Origin of the sequence: Gilliamella sp. wkB292 (assembly GCF_001690235.1) — a bacterium.
GTDB classification, from domain to species: domain Bacteria; phylum Pseudomonadota; class Gammaproteobacteria; order Enterobacterales; family Orbaceae; genus Gilliamella; species Gilliamella apicola_F.
Genome location: NZ_LZGO01000037.1, coordinates 12673 through 31692, shown reverse-complemented (window position 1 = coordinate 31692; position 19020 = coordinate 12673). Strand labels below are relative to the sequence as shown.

At 32.8% G+C, this 19020-nt stretch carries 19 protein-coding genes and 2 tRNA genes; 5 read left to right on the top strand and 16 right to left on the bottom strand.

What is annotated here, in order from left to right; translation table 11 throughout:
- The coding region (locus A9G09_RS04040; RefSeq protein WP_141671520.1) for an AEC family transporter at positions 1-949 on the top strand (949 nt) is incomplete at its 5' end.
- Between the two features lie 382 nt (positions 950-1331).
- Here A9G09_RS04040 and A9G09_RS04035 read toward each other — a convergent pair.
- The gene (locus A9G09_RS04035) at positions 1332-1652 is read right to left on the bottom strand and encodes an MFS transporter (protein WP_065633627.1); all 321 of its coding nucleotides are present in this window, start codon (positions 1650-1652) and stop codon (positions 1332-1334) included.
- Positions 1653-1742: 90 nt separating this feature from the next.
- Here A9G09_RS04035 and A9G09_RS04030 point away from each other — a divergent pair, with 90 nt between their 5' ends.
- The 3 genes from A9G09_RS04030 to A9G09_RS04020 all read left to right on the top strand — a co-directional run bounded on the left by A9G09_RS04030 (position 1743) and on the right by A9G09_RS04020 (position 5233).
- Positions 1743-2675: a DMT family transporter gene (locus A9G09_RS04030; RefSeq protein ID WP_065633626.1), complete on the top strand. Its 933-nt coding sequence runs from the start codon at positions 1743-1745 to the stop codon at positions 2673-2675.
- Between the two features lie 496 nt (positions 2676-3171).
- Positions 3172-4095 (top strand): LysR family transcriptional regulator, encoded by a 924-nt coding sequence (locus A9G09_RS04025; protein WP_065633625.1) that lies wholly within the window; start codon positions 3172-3174, stop codon positions 4093-4095.
- 283 nt (positions 4096-4378) lie between these two features.
- Complete coding sequence (locus A9G09_RS04020) at positions 4379-5233, top strand: aldo/keto reductase (RefSeq protein WP_065633624.1); 855 nt, start codon at positions 4379-4381, stop codon at positions 5231-5233.
- A gap of 17 nt (positions 5234-5250) precedes the next feature.
- Here A9G09_RS04020 and A9G09_RS04015 read toward each other — a convergent pair whose 3' ends face one another.
- Positions 5251-6210, bottom strand: coding sequence for a YafY family protein (locus A9G09_RS04015; RefSeq protein ID WP_065633623.1), 960 nt, complete (start codon positions 6208-6210; stop codon positions 5251-5253).
- Between the two features lie 127 nt (positions 6211-6337).
- On the opposite strand from A9G09_RS04015, the gene A9G09_RS04010 reads away from it, so the two are divergent.
- Entirely contained in the window at positions 6338-6718 is a 381-nt protein-coding gene (locus A9G09_RS04010) for a VOC family protein (RefSeq protein WP_065633622.1), read from the top strand.
- 290 nt (positions 6719-7008) lie between these two features.
- Here A9G09_RS04010 and A9G09_RS04005 read toward each other — a convergent pair.
- The 14 genes from A9G09_RS04005 to A9G09_RS03940 form a co-directional block, all read right to left on the bottom strand.
- Positions 7009-7084: transfer RNA gene (locus A9G09_RS04005), tRNA-Gly, on the bottom strand.
- A 17-nt stretch (positions 7085-7101) separates the two neighbouring features.
- Positions 7102-7189 (bottom strand) — tRNA-Leu (locus A9G09_RS04000).
- A gap of 224 nt (positions 7190-7413) precedes the next feature.
- A complete protein-coding gene (gene pgsA / locus A9G09_RS03995; RefSeq protein ID WP_065633621.1) occupies positions 7414-7968 on the bottom strand; it encodes a CDP-diacylglycerol--glycerol-3-phosphate 3-phosphatidyltransferase in 555 nt (184 codons plus the stop codon).
- Between the two features lie 108 nt (positions 7969-8076).
- Positions 8077-9912: an excinuclease ABC subunit UvrC gene (uvrC, locus tag A9G09_RS03990; protein ID WP_065633620.1), complete on the bottom strand. Its 1836-nt coding sequence runs from the start codon at positions 9910-9912 to the stop codon at positions 8077-8079.
- Positions 9913-9917: 5 nt separating this feature from the next.
- Positions 9918-10595, bottom strand: a complete 678-nt coding sequence (gene artM, locus A9G09_RS03985) for an arginine ABC transporter permease ArtM (RefSeq protein WP_065633619.1) — start codon at positions 10593-10595, stop codon at positions 9918-9920.
- Positions 10596-10604: 9 nt separating this feature from the next.
- On the bottom strand, positions 10605-11336 hold the full coding sequence (gene artQ, locus A9G09_RS03980) for an arginine ABC transporter permease ArtQ (RefSeq protein WP_065633632.1): 732 nt from the start codon (positions 11334-11336) through the stop codon (positions 10605-10607).
- Between the two features lie 131 nt (positions 11337-11467).
- Positions 11468-12202: a transporter substrate-binding domain-containing protein gene (locus A9G09_RS03975; protein WP_065633618.1), complete on the bottom strand. Its 735-nt coding sequence runs from the start codon at positions 12200-12202 to the stop codon at positions 11468-11470.
- 23 nt (positions 12203-12225) lie between these two features.
- A complete protein-coding gene (gene artP, locus A9G09_RS03970) occupies positions 12226-12954 on the bottom strand; it encodes an arginine ABC transporter ATP-binding protein ArtP (RefSeq protein WP_065633617.1) in 729 nt (242 codons plus the stop codon).
- A gap of 136 nt (positions 12955-13090) precedes the next feature.
- Positions 13091-13738, bottom strand: a complete 648-nt coding sequence (locus A9G09_RS03965) for an ElyC/SanA/YdcF family protein (RefSeq protein ID WP_065633616.1) — start codon at positions 13736-13738, stop codon at positions 13091-13093.
- A gap of 1 nt (position 13739) precedes the next feature.
- Positions 13740-14429 carry a CidB/LrgB family autolysis modulator gene (locus A9G09_RS03960; RefSeq protein WP_065633615.1) on the bottom strand — a complete coding sequence of 230 codons (690 nt, stop codon included), beginning with the start codon at positions 14427-14429 and terminating at the stop codon, positions 13740-13742.
- Entirely contained in the window at positions 14426-14887 is a 462-nt protein-coding gene (locus A9G09_RS03955) for a CidA/LrgA family protein (protein ID WP_081297472.1), read from the bottom strand. The genes A9G09_RS03960 and A9G09_RS03955 overlap by 4 nt, the downstream gene beginning before the upstream one ends.
- Positions 14888-14986: 99 nt before the next feature.
- On the bottom strand, positions 14987-16420 hold the full coding sequence (gene sbcB, locus A9G09_RS03950) for an exodeoxyribonuclease I (protein ID WP_065633614.1): 1434 nt from the start codon (positions 16418-16420) through the stop codon (positions 14987-14989).
- Positions 16421-16731: 311 nt separating this feature from the next.
- Positions 16732-17235, bottom strand: coding sequence for an SCP2 domain-containing protein (locus A9G09_RS03945; protein WP_065633613.1), 504 nt, complete (start codon positions 17233-17235; stop codon positions 16732-16734).
- Complete coding sequence (locus A9G09_RS03940) at positions 17236-18864, bottom strand: Na+/H+ antiporter (RefSeq protein ID WP_065633612.1); 1629 nt, start codon at positions 18862-18864, stop codon at positions 17236-17238.
- Positions 18865-19020: the final 156 nt, after the last annotated feature.

The window sequence follows — 19020 nt, the reverse complement described above, 5'->3', positions numbered from 1 at the left end:
AAGTTCTTGTCTTCCTGTTTTTTTATTGATCTTTCTGGGTTGGTTTTGCGTTCAACAAAAAATCTTCACCAAAGATTCAAAAAAATTATTATCTGGCTTGGTATCAAACTTTGTCTTCCCTGCGTTACTTTTTGTCCACACAGCCCATGCAAAGCCGTCAGAGATATTTAACGGCATTTGGATGATTGCTTTTTTCTGCACAATGTCATTCTTGTGGATAATCTGTTTTATTACTAATAAATACTTATTGGGTAAAGATTTAAAATCAACCACCATGAATTCAATGTTATGCTGCTTCCCTAATATGGGCGGAATGGGCGTACCATTTTTGACATTAATGTTAGGTGCATCGTCAACAATTTCTGTCGCTATTGCGAATTTTGTTGTGGCTTTATCATTAATTCCAATGACAATTTTCTTATTAGAATTATGTCATACTAAAGTATCTGGCGGTAAAGTAACTGGCAATATGATTTTTAGCGCAGTGAAAAACTCGCTTATGAAACCAATGTTTTTGGCTGTTATTTTAGGGTTAATTGTTAGTGTCACTAATGGTTTAACTTGGATGCCGCATTTTGTGTTTAATACTTTTGATATTATGTCCAATGCATGTAACTTTATTTCACTTATTGCTGTTGGTGTAGGGATATATGGTGTTCAATTAAATTTATCTAAACTATTAGTGGTTAATGTTCTTTTAAAGAGTTTTGTAACCCCCGTTGTTGCATTAATTGCCGTGCATCTTTTTGGACTTAAAGGTATCGAGGCCGAAGAGTTAGTCTTTTTATTAGCGATGCCAACTGCATCAACTGCAGTTATTTTGGCTTACGATTGGGAAGTCGAACAAGAGCACGCGTCGAGTATTTTCTTTGCTTCAACAATCTTATCTATCTTTATTTTACCAACGTTATTACTTATTATGGAATTCACTATTCCTGGCGTTCATTAATCATTTAAATAATCTCATCCTCATTTAGCCAAGCGCTAGATGAGGATAGTTTGATTTTTTTAACAATAATAAATTCAGATAATTAAAGTTATGCAATGCTTTTTAAGCAATAAAATTATCAATAATAACAACTGATATCATAGATACTCTTCCTTGCAAATATATGATTGTGAACTAAGGTAATAGGGTATAATAAGTCACAATTCTCGCCGATTATTTGTAATCTATAAGCATCCCCCAAGTTGAGAGCTTTTTACTTGTGAACTGAGTTTATCTTATGCTCGTAGCTTCAGACAGATTAAAAATATTAATGAACCTAATAAATTAAAGCGGCACTTATAGCTATTGGCGTACTAACTATGTTTAGCTATTTAGCTTAATTTTAATTTCTTTCAATTTGTTTATATGAAAGTATTGAAGGAAATATAGCGAATAAACTACATAAAAATGCAAATATAAAAGTTGCATTATAACCAAAACTCGACACAATAATTCCGCCTGTAAAGCCAGATAAAAGAATTCCAATATCAAAACACGATTCATAGGTACTTAGAGCAAGACCAATATCTTGATTTGACATACTTTTAATTGCAGGCAAGGCAAGAAGTGGATAAACCATTGATAAGCCAAATCCAGTAAGAAACAAACTCATCAAATGATGTTTATTTAAGAATGCAATATCATTTATTACAGCATGTAACAAATGATATTACCTCGACGATAATGATCTTTTCTTAAAAAAATATTATAAAAGTCAATAAAATAAATAATACGTAAAGTAGGTTATTTTTTTATGAAGGATATTCGAAGAGAAAATTATAAATACACATTATATTTATTGGTGACTGTATTTGGTTGGGGGATTATGTATCCCGCCTCAAAACATGCGGTATCATCTGGCATAGATGGTTATTATCTTACTTTTATTCGCTACGTTCTTGGTGCTTTTCTTGTAAGCATTGTTCTCCTTGTTATCGAAGGTAAAAAAAGTTATAAAACGGAAGGAAAAGCTTTTCAATTGTGGTTTTTTGGCACAATTGGTTTTGCTGGATTAAACTTCCTTACGTTTATCGGCATTGGTTTTTCATCTGCTGAGCATGCAACAATCATATTAGCGTTAATGCCGATGCTATCAATGATTTTATCATCTATCCTCAATCACAATATACCTAATATTAAAACAATTCTATGCACGCTATTAGCTTTTGTAGGAATAGTTTTGGTTATAACGAATGGAGATTTTAATCATTTGATAGCTTCATCAAGCTTTCTTGGTGATGTACTATTGTTTACCGCTACAATTTGTTGGGTTATTTATACCTATTTTGCAAATATGGTGATTACAAAATACAAATGGAGCGCGTTAAGAGTAACGGCATTAAGTTCTTCTCTTAGCGTATTAAGCATTATCGCGATTACTTTAATCGCATCGTTCTTAGACTTAGCAAGCCCCCCAAGCCTAAGCGCATTAATCACTAGTGGATTTGATATTTTCGTGCTTGTCATTACAACTTTAGTGATCATTACTTGGAATGCAGGTATCAATGGTCTTGGTGCGATTAATGGTATTCTTTTTGTTAATTTAGTCCCAGTCATTGCTTTTATTATTGGTATCTATCAAGGTCATTCTATTTCATGTATCGAAATAATAGGTGCAATAATCACTATTATTGCACTGATTTTTAATAATATTTTTATGAGAAAAAATGACAACAAACAAAAATGAATAAATTCATAATATTAAAAATAAGAAAAATTGCGATGAAAAATAAATTGTTTGTTATTTTTTTTCATCATATTGCTGAACTCGGTTGTAAAACTGGTTTATTGACATGAGTTAGTCATTCTTTTTAAAGCTGTTGTTGATAATGGTTGGAATATAAATATCGGATCAATAAAAAAGGGGGGGATCTTCGGAAAAACAAAACGTTGCTTGCTAAACGTATTTGCAAAAAAGTGTAAGTAGGTTTTTTAAATGATGATTTTTATTTCAATAAATTAAAAAATAGTTTTGCCATTAAGATATTCCTAATAAGAAATAGGATACGATACGATACTTATCCATAATGGGCATGAAAAACAGATGTAGTTTGTTGTAAAATTGATGTATTAATATTTCTTGTCATTCATTACATTGCTTATAAATAAGTTTTTTGTAAGCAATTAGGGCAAAATATAAAATATTTTGATAGCAGTTAGTATTCATAAATAAAGACAATCCGATGAAAAAACAGTTTAAAACTATGCATATCGCTAGCCTTGAGTTATTTTTAGTGGCAGCAGAAAATGAGAATTTTTCAGTTACTGCTCAATACTTAAATATTACTCCTGCTGCTGTTAGTCGTTCCATTAAAAGACTTGAAGAAAGAATCGGATTTGACTTGTTTTCACGTAGTACACGCCAAGTCAAACTGACTCAGGAAGGGCGTATCTATTATAAGAAATGTTCTGAAATATTCGATATGCTAATTAATGCTGGCCATTCTATTAAAAATGAAAAAAATGCAATTGGTGGTAGATTAAAAATAAGCGTACCAGAGACCTTTTTTAACTATAAAATATCACCTTATCTGGCTAATTTTTCCGAAGAATATCCTAATTTAAAACTTGATTTTCATGTAACTAATAGAAATATTGACTTCGTTGCAGAAGAATATGATCTATCAGTTAGACTGGTACAAGAAAACACCAAGCTAGAGGCTTTTCTCATCAAAAAAAGATTGTTTATTGCTACTACTGGATTATATGCTAGTCCCAATTATCTTGCCAAAAATGGCATGATTGTTTGTCCTGATGAACTAATTAATCATAAATGTATCAATTTTAGCTCAAGCCAGAATAATAAACGATTTCAATGGGCAGCTTTAAATAAAAATATATACAAAGATAATATTGAAAATAGCCAAATACAAATCTTTGATAGTATTCAAGCGACTAAATTTTTAGCCTTAAATGATGGCGGTATAGTTCAACTTTTTAGTTTCTCTGTACAAGAAGAGTTAAAAAGAAAAGAATTAGTTGAAATTTTGTCTGAGTATAATAAAGAACATACATGGGAGTTTTGCTTTCTTTATCCTTCTACATATAAAAATTCAACTAAACTTAAAGTATTCATCGAGTATTTTACTAATAAAATTAGTAGATAATAACGGTTTTTATATAGTGGTATTTATTCTTTTACTGGTAAAAAAGGGGAATTAAACTATTAAAGTTTTTCTTGCCTATTATGTTTATTGCGCTTGTATGCATATTTTACAGAATTCTTTATAAACACTTTAGCGTTTTAAAAAATTATCTCAATAACAATCATTGACGTATTAAAAAAGATGATTAATGAAAATTTTTCATCAGTGCATGTTGTTTTACCTACTATATCATTGTAGTAAGCTGTTTAATAATAGGCTAACTACAATAACTGAGGTATGAGCTATGAAAAAAACAATAACATTAAATAATGGTATCGAAATGCCTATCTTAGGGTTTGGTGTTTTTCAAATGACCGATAAGAAAGAGTGTGAAACAGCCGTTCGTGATGCAATTGATTCAGGTTATCGGTTAATTGATACAGCTGCAAGTTACCAAAATGAAACAGAAGTTGGTAATGCTATTCGTGCACACGGGATTGATCGAGCAGAATTATTTATTACCACTAAATTATGGTTGCAAGATGCCAATTACAATGGCGCTAAGGCGCAATTTGAACGTTCATTAAATCGTTTGCAATTAGATTATATTGACTTATATTTAATTCATCAACCTTATGGTAATGTTCATGGTGCATGGCAAGAAATGCAGGAACTTTATTCAGCAGGTAAAGCTCGCGCTATTGGCGTAAGTAATTTTCAACCTGATAGATTAGCTGATTTAACTGCATTTCATTCTATTATTCCTGCCGTAAATCAGATTGAAGTTAACCCATTCCAACAACAGCTTGAAGCCGTGCCTTATATGCAAAAAGAGAACATAACGCCTCAAGCCTGGGCGCCTTTTGCTGAAGGGAAAAATGGTTTATTTACCCATCCGGTATTAGGTCAAATTGCCGTTAAATATGGTAAAACAATAGGGCAAGTGGTATTACGTTGGTTAGCACAACGAGGCATTGCAAGCTTGGCTAAATCTGTGCGTAAAGAGCGTATAATTGAAAATCAAGATATCTGGGATTTTGAGCTTTCAGATAAAGATATGCAACAAATAGCAGCGCTTGATACAAATACAAGTCAATTTTTTGATCATCGAGATCCGGAAAAAGTAAAATGGTTAACGAGCCGGAAATTAGATGTTTAAATTTTTAGTTATTGAGGCTAATTTGACATAAATGGATTGAGAGTTTCTTTGTAGGATTTAACTAATTTTTCTGCTCGTTCAACGAGTTTGTGCCGTATATGCTCAGGCTCTAAACAAATACATTTATGACCTAAGCTTAGTAAAATGCCATAACTGTAGTCATCATCAATAAAGTTAAAATCTACAAGATACTGATGTCCATTTAATTTCTTAATATCTTTTTCGTCACAAAAATCTAAAATACGCTCCAAAAGCGATTCATCTATTAGTAATTTTATTTTAAAACTCTTTTTTTTCATATCCATTTGGAATAAAGAAAAGGCTTCAGGCGTTGTCTGCTTTATAAATTTAGTGTTTGTTTTTCTAATGTTTGACATTTTTGACAATTTAAATACACGAAAATCATTTTTAGTTAGACAAAAAGCTTGTAAATACCACTCTTTTTCCTTAAAAATAAGTTTATATGGCTCAACTAAACGTGAGGCTTGTTTATTTCTAACACTCAAATAATCAAACGATAAAAGTAGTTGCTCTTTCAGTGCCAGTCTTATAAGAGATAGTTTGTTATCAATATTTTGTTTGGAAAACCAAGGCGATAAATCAACAATAAGTTGATTTAAGTTATTTGTCACTTCATTAAGTTCTTGTTCTGATAAAAAACTCTTTATTTTCTCGAGTGTCCTTAAATTTTCACTTTCTTTTAAAACCGGTGAGGATAATAAGTTGAGGCCTTTTAATAAAACAATAACATCTTCTTTAGTGAATAGACCTTTACTGATTTTATAATTTTTTAAAATACTTATTCCACCTGCACTTCCTTGATAGGTAATAATGGGGATTCCCGCTCCCTCGATAACTTGTATATCTCGGTAAATAGTACGCAATGATACATTTAATTTTTCTGCTAATTCTTTACCAGTTATTTTCTCTCGTTGAAGCAATACCATGATGATAGTAATTATACGATTAATTTTCATGCTTTATGTTTGCAAAATAATTTAGATTGAATTTTAAATATGACATATAGTTGTCAGCAATGCTACATCAAAATAGAGATAACTAAAATTAATTGAACTAATTTTTATCACTAAAAGGAAAGAAAAAATGTTTAAACCTAATAGCGTTATTGTTTATGTCAAAGATGTCGATGCTAGCACAGCGTTTTACACAAAAATACTAGGGCGCCCACCTATTAAAACTTATCCTGGCTTTGCTGTATTTTTATTGAATGATAATTTTATTTTGGGCCTTCAAGAGGCTGATAAAATAACGCCAAAGGCGCCCAATCATTATGGGGGATTTGAGTTGTCATTTAGTGATGTAACAAAAAATGAAGTAGATGAGATTTATGCGACCTGGAAAGAACTACACGTCAAAATTGAACTTGAACCTCAAATACTCGATTTTGGATACACATTTGTAGGAAATGATCCCGATGGTCATCGGCTCCGTGTTTGTGCTACCGATACTTCAAAGTTTGAGTAAAATAATGTCTTAAGAAATTAAAACAATTGATGCTTCATTATGTAGCCATTGTTTATGAGGAATAAACTTCATAAAAGATAGGGGGGGAGCTCGCTAATATCAAGTCGATTGGATTTTGCTTAGGAAAAATCTGTTTAAGTTTGAGGTGATAATTTGAATTGCAATAAACATTAATAATTTAATTGTATTTAAACAAGCAGATTTCTCAAATTTCATTTCAATTGAGAACTAGTTAGGCATTAATTAAAATTTTAACTTTTCGGACTTCAATGGTTTGCACTATGTAATATTGGAGCGGGAAACGAGGTTCGAACTCGCGACCTCAACCTTGGCAAGGTTGCGCTCTACCAACTGAGCTATTCCCGCATGAGAAGTGTTTTAAATGGTGCCCGGGGCGAGACTTGAACTCGCACGGCCAAAAAGGCCGAGGGATTTTAAATCCCTTGTGTCTACCGATTTCACCACCCGGGCTCAAAACTGTTTACTAAAATGTAATTCGCTTTGAATGCTGTGCATTTTACCTATCTTATGATTTCAGTCAACAGATATTTTTGATTAATTGTTTAATTGTTCAATGTTTAACTTATTATTGTTTTAATATTGTGTATTTGTGGGAACAGGGCGTGTAATTTTGTGAATATAATGAGTGATTACAAAATTACACTAAAGCTGGTTTTGAGTGATTTTTAGATAAATTACTCTTCATCCAACAGATCGTTATGTGCTATCCATAAATATTGTAACATGGATAGTAAAGTTAAAATTGTTGCTAGAAAAAGAGCTGCAAGGCCTGCATAAATAACAATATCACAAGGCCGCCAGAGTAACCAAGTCAAGGCTGTCATTTGTGCGATAGTTTTTATTTTGCCGATTGAAGATACCGCAACATTACCGCGTTTGCCTATTTCAGCCATCCATTCACGTAATGCGGATATGATGATTTCCCTTGAAACAATAATAATTGCAGGAATAGAGATCCACCATGATTGGTAGTATTGAGTAATCAAAACTAAAGCAATAGTGACCATAATTTTATCGGCAACAGGATCTAAAAAAGCACCAAATTTTGTTGTTTGACCTAAACGACGCGCAAGGTAACCATCTAACACATCAGTGACTGCTGCGATTAAAAAAATTAAGGCAGAAAAAAAACCTGACCACTCATGCGGAAATAGATAAAAAGCCATCACAAAAAAAGGAATTAATATAACTCGGAATAAGGTTAAAACTGTAGGGAAATTAATTTTCATGTGACATAAGCTCTTTTTTGTTTGATTAATCAAATAATTAGTAACAATTAAAAAAACAGTGTTTTTATTATGATTATGTTGCCTGAAAAATTTTAATTTTTCAATGTGTTATTGTTGCAAATTGAGATAAATTTTTTCAGCTAAAGATTTAGATATACCTTGCACTTGTGCAATTTCGTCTATACTGGCATTTTTTAATTCCCGTAAACCACCAAAATGTTTAAGTAATGCTTGTCGGCGCTTTCCTCCTACGCCTTCAATGTGTTCTAAAGCGCTGTCAGTGAGCTGTTTTACCCCTTTTTTGCGTTGACCAACAATGGCATGATCATGTGATGCATTACGTATTTGTTGAATTAATAATAGTGCAGGGGAATGGTCATCTAAATAGTGTCCTATTCCATGAGCTTCAAAAAAGAGTGTTTCTAATCCTTCTTTACGTTCAGCCCCTTTGGCTACACCAATCAAAATAGGATGATGTTTATCCCAATTTACCTCTAGTTGTTCAAAAACTTGTAAGGCTTGGTTAAGTTGACCTTTACCACCATCGATAAAAATAATATCGGGTATCTTTTCTTCAGGCAGATCTTTTTTGCTGTAACGACGCGTTAATACTTGTTGCATTGCTGCATAATCATCACCCGGTGTGATACCAGTGATATTATAACGGCGAAATTCTGATTTAACGGGACCTTTGTCATCAAAAACTACACAAGATGCAATAGTGTTTTTTCCCATAAAGTGACTGATATCAAAACATTCCATGCGATTAATTTTTTTAATCCCTAAAAACGTTTGTAAGGCATCATAACGTTGTTTAATTGTGGAATTTTCTAGCAGTTTATTTTTAACTTCTGTTTGTGCATTGATTGTTGCAATATTCAAAAGTTTTAAATTGTCTCCTTTGGGCTCATCGATCAGTTTAACTTGATGTTCAGCAATAAGTGACAGTGTCTCTTCCATTGGCTGTTTATCTGATAATGAAAAATTGAGTAAAATCTTTTTAGGTATATTACGATTTTGGTTTCCTTGTAAATAAAATTGACCTAAAAATGTTTCAATAACTTCTTCTAATTCGGTATTTGATGGAACTTTAGGGAAGTAGGAGCGATGTCCAAAGGTTTGTCCATTACGAATAAATAATACATAGATACATGCTAAACCGAGTTCATAATGGAATCCAATTACATCAAGATTATCATTATTATTGTAAATTGCCTGTTTTTCATTAATGTGTTTGATGGCTTGTAACTGGTCACGTAACACCGCTGCTTTTTCAAAATTTAACTCACGGCTTGCTGTTTGCATATCTTCAGTTATTTTTTGTAAAATTTGTTCAGATTGTCCCGATAAGAATAATCTTACATAATTAACTTGTTCGTTATAATCTTCATCACTGACTAACCCCGGTACACAAGGCCCTAAGCATCTTTTTATTTGGTATTGTAAGCAAGGGCGGGTACGGTTACGATAAGTCGAGTTTAAACATTGTCTTATCGGAAACGTTTTTTGCAATAGTGCAAGAATTTGTTTTACCGCATAGCCACTTGGGTAAGGACCAAAAAATTCATCTTTTTTACGATTGATGGTTCCTCGATAAAGCGATAATTGAGGATGACGTTCTTTACTTAATTTGATGAAGGGATAACTTTTATCATCTTTTAATAGTACATTATAACGAGGTTGATGCTTTTTAATGTAAGTCTGTTCGAGTAATAAAGCTTCTGTTTCAGTATTAGTAATAGTAAATTCAACTCGATGAATGTGACTTACCAGTCTATCGGTCTTTAACGTTTTTTTGCTATTATTAAAATAGCTTTTTAATCGATTATTGAGATCTTTAGCTTTTCCCACATAAATAATCGTGTCTTTATCATTGAACATCTGATAAATACCCGGTTTATGGGGAACAGTTTTTAAAAAAGATGTCGAATCAAATTGGCTCATATTTATTAGTTTTCGAATGTGAGGGCTTTTTTCTCTATTACTCTCATAATGGTGCTTAATAAACCATTTATCAAGAGATAAATTAAGCCTGCAACGATAAAAATTGAAAAGTCGTAGTAATCTCCATTTAATTCATTACTGTATCCCATAATGTCCATTACTGGAATCATAGAGGCTAGAGCAGTCCCTTTAACTACAAAAACCACTTCATTGGAATAGGTTGATAATGATCGTTTTAATGCATAAGGCATTACAACTTTCAACGTTTGCCATTTGTTCATACCTAGCGCTTTACAAGCCTGCCACTGTCCTTGCGGCACAGCTTTTAGAGCCCCATAAAAAATCTGGGTGGTATAAGCTGCACTATTGAGTGTCAGAGCTAAGTAAGCACAAAACCAAGGAGAGGAGATAAGATCATAAAATGCTGGTACGTGACTTAACGTTTGACCAAATTGTGATGGTCCATAATAAATTAAAAATAATTGGACTAGCAGTGGCGAACCCGTAAATATAATAATATAGGTTCGAATTGCCTTAGTTAATACTTTCGAATTTAGTGATAATAAGCAAGTAAAAATTATTGCTAATAAACCAGCAGATAAGATCCCTAAAATACCCAAACTTAGTGTATTTGGTAAACCCTGTAAAATGATTTTAAGATAGTAAATAAAATTATCAAACATAAATTGACCTTACTGGTTATCAGCAGAGTTAGGTTGTTCAAAATAGGTCGAGCGCTTTTCGATTCGTCCGATAACTTTTTGGCTTAAAATCGAAATAACCAAGTAAATAATCATGGCAATAAAATACCATAGAAAGGGTTGATTTGTTCGAGCTATAATCGTTTTTGTTTGCATCATTAAATCATCAATAGCAATAGCTGACACTAGTGCTGTATCTTTTAGTAAAATCAACCATTGATTACTTAATCCTGGTAGCGCATGACGCCACATTTGAGGCAAAATAATACGGAAAAAAGTACGTGATTTACTTAATCCAAGCACCTGTGCTGCTTGTTTTTGTCCACTTGAAATCGCCTTTAATGCCCCTCGTAATGTTTGCGATGCATAAACAGCATAAAGTAACGATAAGGCAATCACGCCACATAAAAAAGGATCGGGTTTTGTATTTTCGATATTCATTTGTAGTGTAAATGATGTAAAACCTAATGATATTGAAAAACCATCATCTAATGCCATTAACAGCAAAGGTAATCCTGTATAAATTGCTACCACTATCAAAAGTTCTGGTAGAGCACGTATGGTTAAGTTAAACAGTGACATTAACCATGCAACGGGTTTAAAAGGAACGGATTCTAAAATTGTAAAAATAAACGCAAAAAACATGCCTACAATTAGCGATATAAACGCTAATGACAAGGTAATAGATGTCGCTTTAGTTAGCGGCAAAATATAACCATCCATTGATGATAAGATCCAGTTCATCCCGTTTGCAAGAAAGTCTGACATAAAAAAACCGTTGTTAAATTAAAAAAATAAACTCGCCGCAAAATATGCGGCGAGGTCATTATAAAGTCTAAATTAAAGTGTAATGATTATTTATTAAACCATTTTTTGTAAATTTCGTCTAACTGACCATTTGCTTTCAGTTTATCAATAGCTTGGTTAAATTGATCACGTAATTTATCGTTACCTTTACGTAATGCAATACCTAAACCTTCACCAAAAAATTCATGATCAGTAATTTTATCACCTAATGCGACAATTTCACTATCTTTACCTAGCCAGTCACCAGCAACAAATGAACTTGCAACAATAGCATCAATGCGTTTAGCTTTTAAATCTAAAAAAGCAAATTGATAACTGTCATAACTTACGGCTTTAACATCAGGATATTTTTCATTCAAATATTTTGAATAAGTTGTCCCTTTTTGTATACCAATTCGTTTACCTTTTAGTTGATCTAAACTGGTTAATGAATCTTTTAGCGTAATAAATTGAATAGAACTATCATCATAATATATTTTAGTAAAATCAACTTGTTTTTGGCGCTCTGGTGTTACATCAATACCGGCAATTGCAGCATCAATACGGCGAGTTTTTAAACTAGGAATTAATCCATCAAATGATTGATTAACAATATTACATGATGCTTTAATTTCATCACAAATTTTATTAATCACATCAATATCAAATCCAACAATTTCATTTTTTTCGTTGGTAAACTCAAAAGGCGCATAAGTCGCTTCTGTACCAATGGTTAAAGTTTCTGCAGCTTGAGCAACAAAAGCTGATCCTGCAAGCAAAATGGCTAGTAACGTTTTTTTCATATATCCACCCAATTTTATATTAATTAATGTGATAAATAAGATTTAAACTCTTCGGTTTTTGGATGAGCAAAACATTCTAGTTGTCCTTGCTCAATAATTTTACCGTGTTCCATATAAATCACTTGTGAAGCCACTTTTCGAGCAAAATCAACTTCATGAGTGACAATAATTTGTGTAATTCCTGTTTGTGATAATTCATTAATAATTTCGGCTATTTGCGATGTAATTGCCGGATCTAAAGCCGCAGTTGGTTCATCAAATAATAAAATTTGTGGTTCCATCATCAATGCTCTGGCGATAGCAACACGTTGTTGTTGGCCGCCTGATAGATGAAGTGGGTAGCGATGTGCCATTTCATCGATTTGTAACCGAGCTAAAATCGACATGGCTTTATCACTGGCTTCTTGTTTAGAAAGCTTTAAAACTTGGCAAGGCGCCTCAATTAAATTCTCTAGTACCGTTAAATGTGGCCACAAATTGTAGTTTTGAAAAACCATACCAACATTTTTACGTAATTGTCGTATTGTTGATTCACTAATTTTAGTTGAGAAATCAAAATGAGAATCTGCAATCGTCATTTTACCTGATGTTGGAATTTCAAGTAAATTAAATACTTTTAATAAAGAGCTTTTTCCTGCACCACTTTGTCCTAACAAAACAATGGTTTCGCCAAGCGGGTAACATAAAGAAACATCATTTAAAGCTTGATGGGTACCATAAAAACAGTTTATATGGTCTAATTCAATATTCATTATTCGTTTTCTAAAATTCAAATTGACTAAATATTACTTTTTTTTGCATAAAAATGCAATCACAAAAATGAGACAAAAATTCGATTATTGGTTTTGTTCGACAATTTTCATTTTTTTAAGATGCTGATCATCATCGTTAACGATCAGGGGCGATAATAGGAATGACTGGTCCTAAATATTTTGGTTTTTGATTAAGAATATAAAGATCGACAAAAGCGCTGACACGGGCAAACATTTCACGAATTCTTACTAATTTCATATTATCAGGAGAGGGGACCGCAAAACATTGTGCTTGAATGCCTTGTGCTAACGCAATAAAGATTGCTCGCTCGCAATGAAACTCTTGAGTAATAATGGTAAAATCATTAGCATCAAAGACTTTATTTGCTCGAACAACCGAATCAAATGTCCTAAAGCCTGCATAATCAAGAACTATAGATTCTTTAGGAATACCTGCTTTAATCAAATCTTTTTGCATCGTAATTGGTTCATTATAACTGAGTAATGCATTGTCACCACTTAGCAAAAGATAATCCACTTTACGTTGCCAATAAAGATTTATAGCACCATCGATGCGATTTCGATAAAATCCATTTATTCCGCCGCCTCGTACATATTTCGAAGTGCCAAGAACGACACCAATAGCTCGATGCGGTAGTTGATTTTCGTCTTGATAGATATAAGGAGCAGTTTTATAACTGATCCAGTAATCAAGACCAAGAATCGAAATTATTATAATAAAGCAAAATCCGATAAAATAAGCCAATAGCTTTTTTAAGTTCATGCTATAACCAATCAAAAATAAAAACCATTATTGGGAATAAAAAAGGTGCTGTCAATGATGTCATAATACCACATAGTACTAAAGATAAAGAACTGTATGCACCTTCGTTATAATCAACTTCAATACAACGGGCAGTACCAACAGCATGTGAAACCGCACCAATTGCAAGACCTCTTGCTGAAGCAGATTTAATTTTAACCATATTTAATAACTGATGACCAAAGATTCCGCCTAAGGTGCCAACTAAAATAACACAAAGTGCGGCTATAGAAGGGACGCCTCCTTGATTGGATGCAATAGTTACAGCAATAGCTGTAGTGACTGATTTTGGTAAAACTGATGCCGCAATTTCATGACTTCCCCCCAACCAAAATACGATGCATACCCCCGTTACCATTGAGGCGATTGATGCTGTGAAAGTGATTAGCATTATTGATTTCCAGCGTGCTTTGATTTGTGGTATCAATTCGTATAGAGGATAAGCCAATGCAACCACAGAATAAGGTAGTAAATCATTAATTATTTGTACGTTATTTACATATTGAATATAGCTAGTTTTTGTAATGAGTAAAATAGGAATTAAAACAATGACAGAAATCACCAATGGATTAAATAATGGCGATTTAATTTTTAATGAAATTCTGCGAATAATTAGAAATACACAAAGCGTTAACGGTAACATCCATATCATGATTTCTTATCCTCATTATTTTCTGATATTGTACTGGCGGCTTTTATTATTGATTTATTATGTAAATGTTCTGTCAAATAGGCAGTTAATAATAAAACAATAATTGAGCCACCAACACTACCAAAAATGATTGGAAGCCAGTTGTCTAATAATAACGAGTAATTATCCATAATTCCCATGGCAGCAGGGATAAATAGCAAGGTCATGTAACGCATGAATAAATTACAACTGTTTTTAATCCAACAAGTTGGAATTAACTGAAAAGCTAATAAGAAAAACAGAATCAGTAGTCCAATAATACTGCCCGGAATCATAATTGGTAATATCAGTGAGATGATATTACCTACCCATAAACAAGCGGTTAATACGAGTAATCCGCGACCATAACTAAATAACGTGTAGTATAAAGAGTATATACGGTGTTTAATTGTGGCATGCTTTGCTAAAAAATGTTTCATAACGTTAATGCTAATTAATTTTTCTTTGATAATGATGATCACTTCAAAGTTTAGAAATGATATGAATATTTCTTTATATGATACGCCGCTCAAATTCAATTATCCAACTAAATAATGGCAATAATAATAAAGTTGTTTAATTAAATTCAGTTTTTCAGGTTGTTGTATATAGGTTTGAGCAAGTTGTTCCAATGTTAACAGATAATCTTGAACTTTGGTTATATTCAGTTTATGTTGACAATAATCTTGCCAGATAATACGCTCTTGCTCAGTTAGTATTTGAGGGTAATTTCTTGCTTTGTAACGAAAGAATAATGTCTTTAACCGTTCATCATCAAAATTCATTGATAAACTTTCAAGTGATTGAATAGGTGTCGTACGAATAGTTTCACACCGTAATTTATCTTGGTTATTTAAAAATCCTGCATAAATTTGAGCATCGACATCGCTATTAGCTGAGTAATCATCAGTTAAGTTAAATAGCTCTCTCATCTTGGTTTGTAAAGCGTGTTGATGTTTTAATAACTGTTGCTGTTTGATTAAACATTGCGCTACATTAATATTTAACCTTTGTGCATTTTCAGGTAATAAAGTTTTTAATGGCGCAACAATAGGGCATTTGTTTATATGAATCAGTTTTAATGGGATCCGCGATTCATTTAGTGCTAAATCTTCGTTTTTGGTATAGAGTTTTTGCCTTATTTGATCAATTGATAAATTAATAATCGAATCAATATCACCAGTAAGATCACAGACAATAACCGCATTATTTTGCGTTGGATGCCAAGCTATTGGACTCACAATGGTTATATTGCCTCGGTAACTACCTAACATGCCCGATACATGTATTATTGGTGTCATATTAATAACATCTATAAGTTCAGCAACGTTATTTTTGTTGCGAAGCTTAAAAAAATAATCAAATAACTTAGGCTGTTTTTGTTTAATTAATTTACCAATAGCGATAGTTGCATAAACGTCTGACATCGCATCATGAGCGTGTTCATGTTCAATATTGTTGGCTTTTGTTAAGTGCTCTAAACGAAAACTTGGGAAACCCGCATCATTAATAGGCCAATTGATACCATCAGGTCTTAAGGCGTAACAAGCACGCACAACATCAAGAAGATCCCACCTAGAATTACCATTTTGCCAACTATAAGCATAAGGATCATAAAAATTTCGATATAAAATATTGCGAGTCACTTCATCATCAAAACGAAGATTGTTATAACCTAATATGCAGGTATTAGCTTCGCTAAATGATTGATGAATTAATTTGGTAAACTCTGCTTCACACAGACCTTTCGAATTTGCTTTCTGTGGTGTAATTCCTGTGATTAATACCGCTTCTGGATTAGGCAAATAGTCTTGAGCAATTTGACAATAGATGACTAAAGGTTCCTCAATGATATTAAAATCACTATCTGTTCTAATTCCAGCAAATTGCGCTGGCCTATCCAAAGCAGGATTGATACCAAAAGTTTCATAATCATGAAAGTAAAAAGTAGGAAGTGCGGTGTTGTTTTTCATTTTTATCGTTTTTGCTGTCTTAAAGCCGTCAACCAAGTTGAATGATTTTATTGTTGATTATTGATATTCAAAATGACAGCTTAATTGCTATTAAGTAGTGTTACCAGTTAATTAATTGATTATAACAGAATCTAAGTATTTTCTTGGGGATTATTTAATTGAGAACTATATTTTTTGCGATAATGTCATAACCCGTCGTTAATCCAATGATAGGTAAATAAAAAAGTGTCAATTTTTATAAGTTCTAAAAAATAGAGTGCGTTATTTAGAAAGTTATTTGCCCAATTTTGTTTAAAATTGAGCAAATTCAATTAATTTTCAGGCGCGGTTTGAATAATGTCTGCAAGTTTTTCGAGTGTTAGCCGTAAAAATTTAGGCATGGCTTCTATTTCAATTGAGTCCATAAGATTTTTGACATATAAACCAAGTTCAGTATCGCCTTCAACAATTAATCGACGTTGAAAGAATAATGTATCGGGATCTTGTCGTCGAGTCGCTATCATAATTAAATCGTTAGCATTACCTATAAAACTAACATCAGCAATTTCTTCACGATTAACAACTAATTTATTCTCAATCAGACTCACAAACCAGATCAGTTGTAAATCGGTCACTTCGATTTTGAGCCAACGATTTTCTAAAAAATCAAGATCTCCATCCTCAAGTGAATGCTTAAATTGTAATTGTAACAATTGTTCGATAACTTGTTTTTTTAAATTGAATGGAATACAACGTAGCGTCAACCCCAACATTTGAGGCGCTTTGTCGACAAATGTTGAGTGTATTTTTCCTAATAAGTGATGATTGCTTATCATTTATACATCTCCAGAGATCATTTTCTCATAAATATCTAAATCTGTATTTAAATGCTCAAAAACTTCTTCGCTCACTTCATTACGAATCTTCATTTGTAATAACGCTGTACGTTCTGCACCAATAGCAACTAAACGCATGCGCCTTTCAAGATTTTCGGCCTCAAGTGCTTTTTGTTCTAAGTCCTTCAGCCCCGTTCTACGTCTTAAAGAACCGATAACACGTGAACCGACTTCATTGACAATTTCTTGATCCATGCTGTTTTCGGTTGTTTCTTGTAATAAGTTATTTTGCATTTTTTCTAAACTGACAATGGCTTCTTCGGCCATATGACCTTTTACAGTAAGAATTTCATTATCTTGTTCGGAATTATCTAAAATGACGCTACCTCTTAATAATATCGGTAATATAATCACAGCGGCAATTAATGAAATGAGGATAATACCTGTTGCTATAAAGACAAGTTGATATCGGCCGCCAATTGTCATTGGAATAGATAGAACACCGGCAAGGGTTATTGCGCCGCGTACACCCGCAAAAGTTGAAATTAATAAATCTCTGGTTGAATAAGAGCGAAATGCAAGAGGGCGTTTTGTACCAAATGGCATTGTTGGCATATGTTTCATTGCCCAAAGCCAAGCAAATCTAGTTCCCATCAAAGCAATGAAGACAAACACTACAATTAAACATAATTGCCAGACTTCAATGGATGCATCGGTTTGATTCTCAGCAAAAGTATTCGTTAAAATACTTGGCAATTGAATTCCTAATAAAATAAATACAAAACCATTAAACACAAAGGTTAACATTGACCAAGTACTATCTGATTGTAAACGCGCTGTTAATGGTGCATTTCTCATCATGCCAGATTGATTAACTGTCATACCTGCACTAACAGCAGCTAAAATACCTGAACAGTGACATTCTTCGGCAATAATATAAGCAGCAAAAGGAAGTAAGAATAACAGCACAATTTGGATGGCCGGATCATTATGGGTAAGTTTGTTTATTTTTCTTAAAATGCGTGCATATAACCAGGTAAATAAAACACCAATAGCTAACCCACCAATGGCAACAACAAAGAATGTCACGCTAATTTGTAATAAATCGAATTGTATAGCTCCGGCAGCAATGGCTATCGCAAAGTTTAATGATACTAAGCCAGATGCATCGTTCATTAAAGCTTCACCTTCAATTATTTCCATTTTTTCTTTTTCAATTCGACCCTTACCCACTATGCCACTTAACGCAACAGCATCGGTTGGTGATAATACTGCAGCTAAAGCCAAACCTGCGGCTAATTGTACATTTGGTAAAATCCAATGTAGCAAATAACCCAATGCAATTATGGATATCACCACTAATACTAAGGCTAATCCAACAATTTCTCTAAAATTATAAACAAAATCTTTAACCGATGTTTTTCGACCATCAGCAAAAAGTAATGGTGGGATAAATAAAACAAGAAATAGTTCTGGATCAAACTTTACATAAACACCAAATGCCGCCAATATACATCCCAACAATATTTGCATAAGTGGTAGTGGGATTTGTATTGGTAACATTTTAACAACGACACCAGAAAGTGATACAATTAATACAATTAGTAAAATTATTGAAAAAAGTTCCATAGCTTGTCTTTTATTTATCCTATAATCCTGTAGTTTTTAGCAATTGATTATATCGGATTTTTAGCTAAATTTCAGGTGAAAATTTCATAAAATTACTTAAATTTTGGTCAGATACCCTTGTGGATAAAAAATTGCAACGCAATTAAAAGGCTTTTT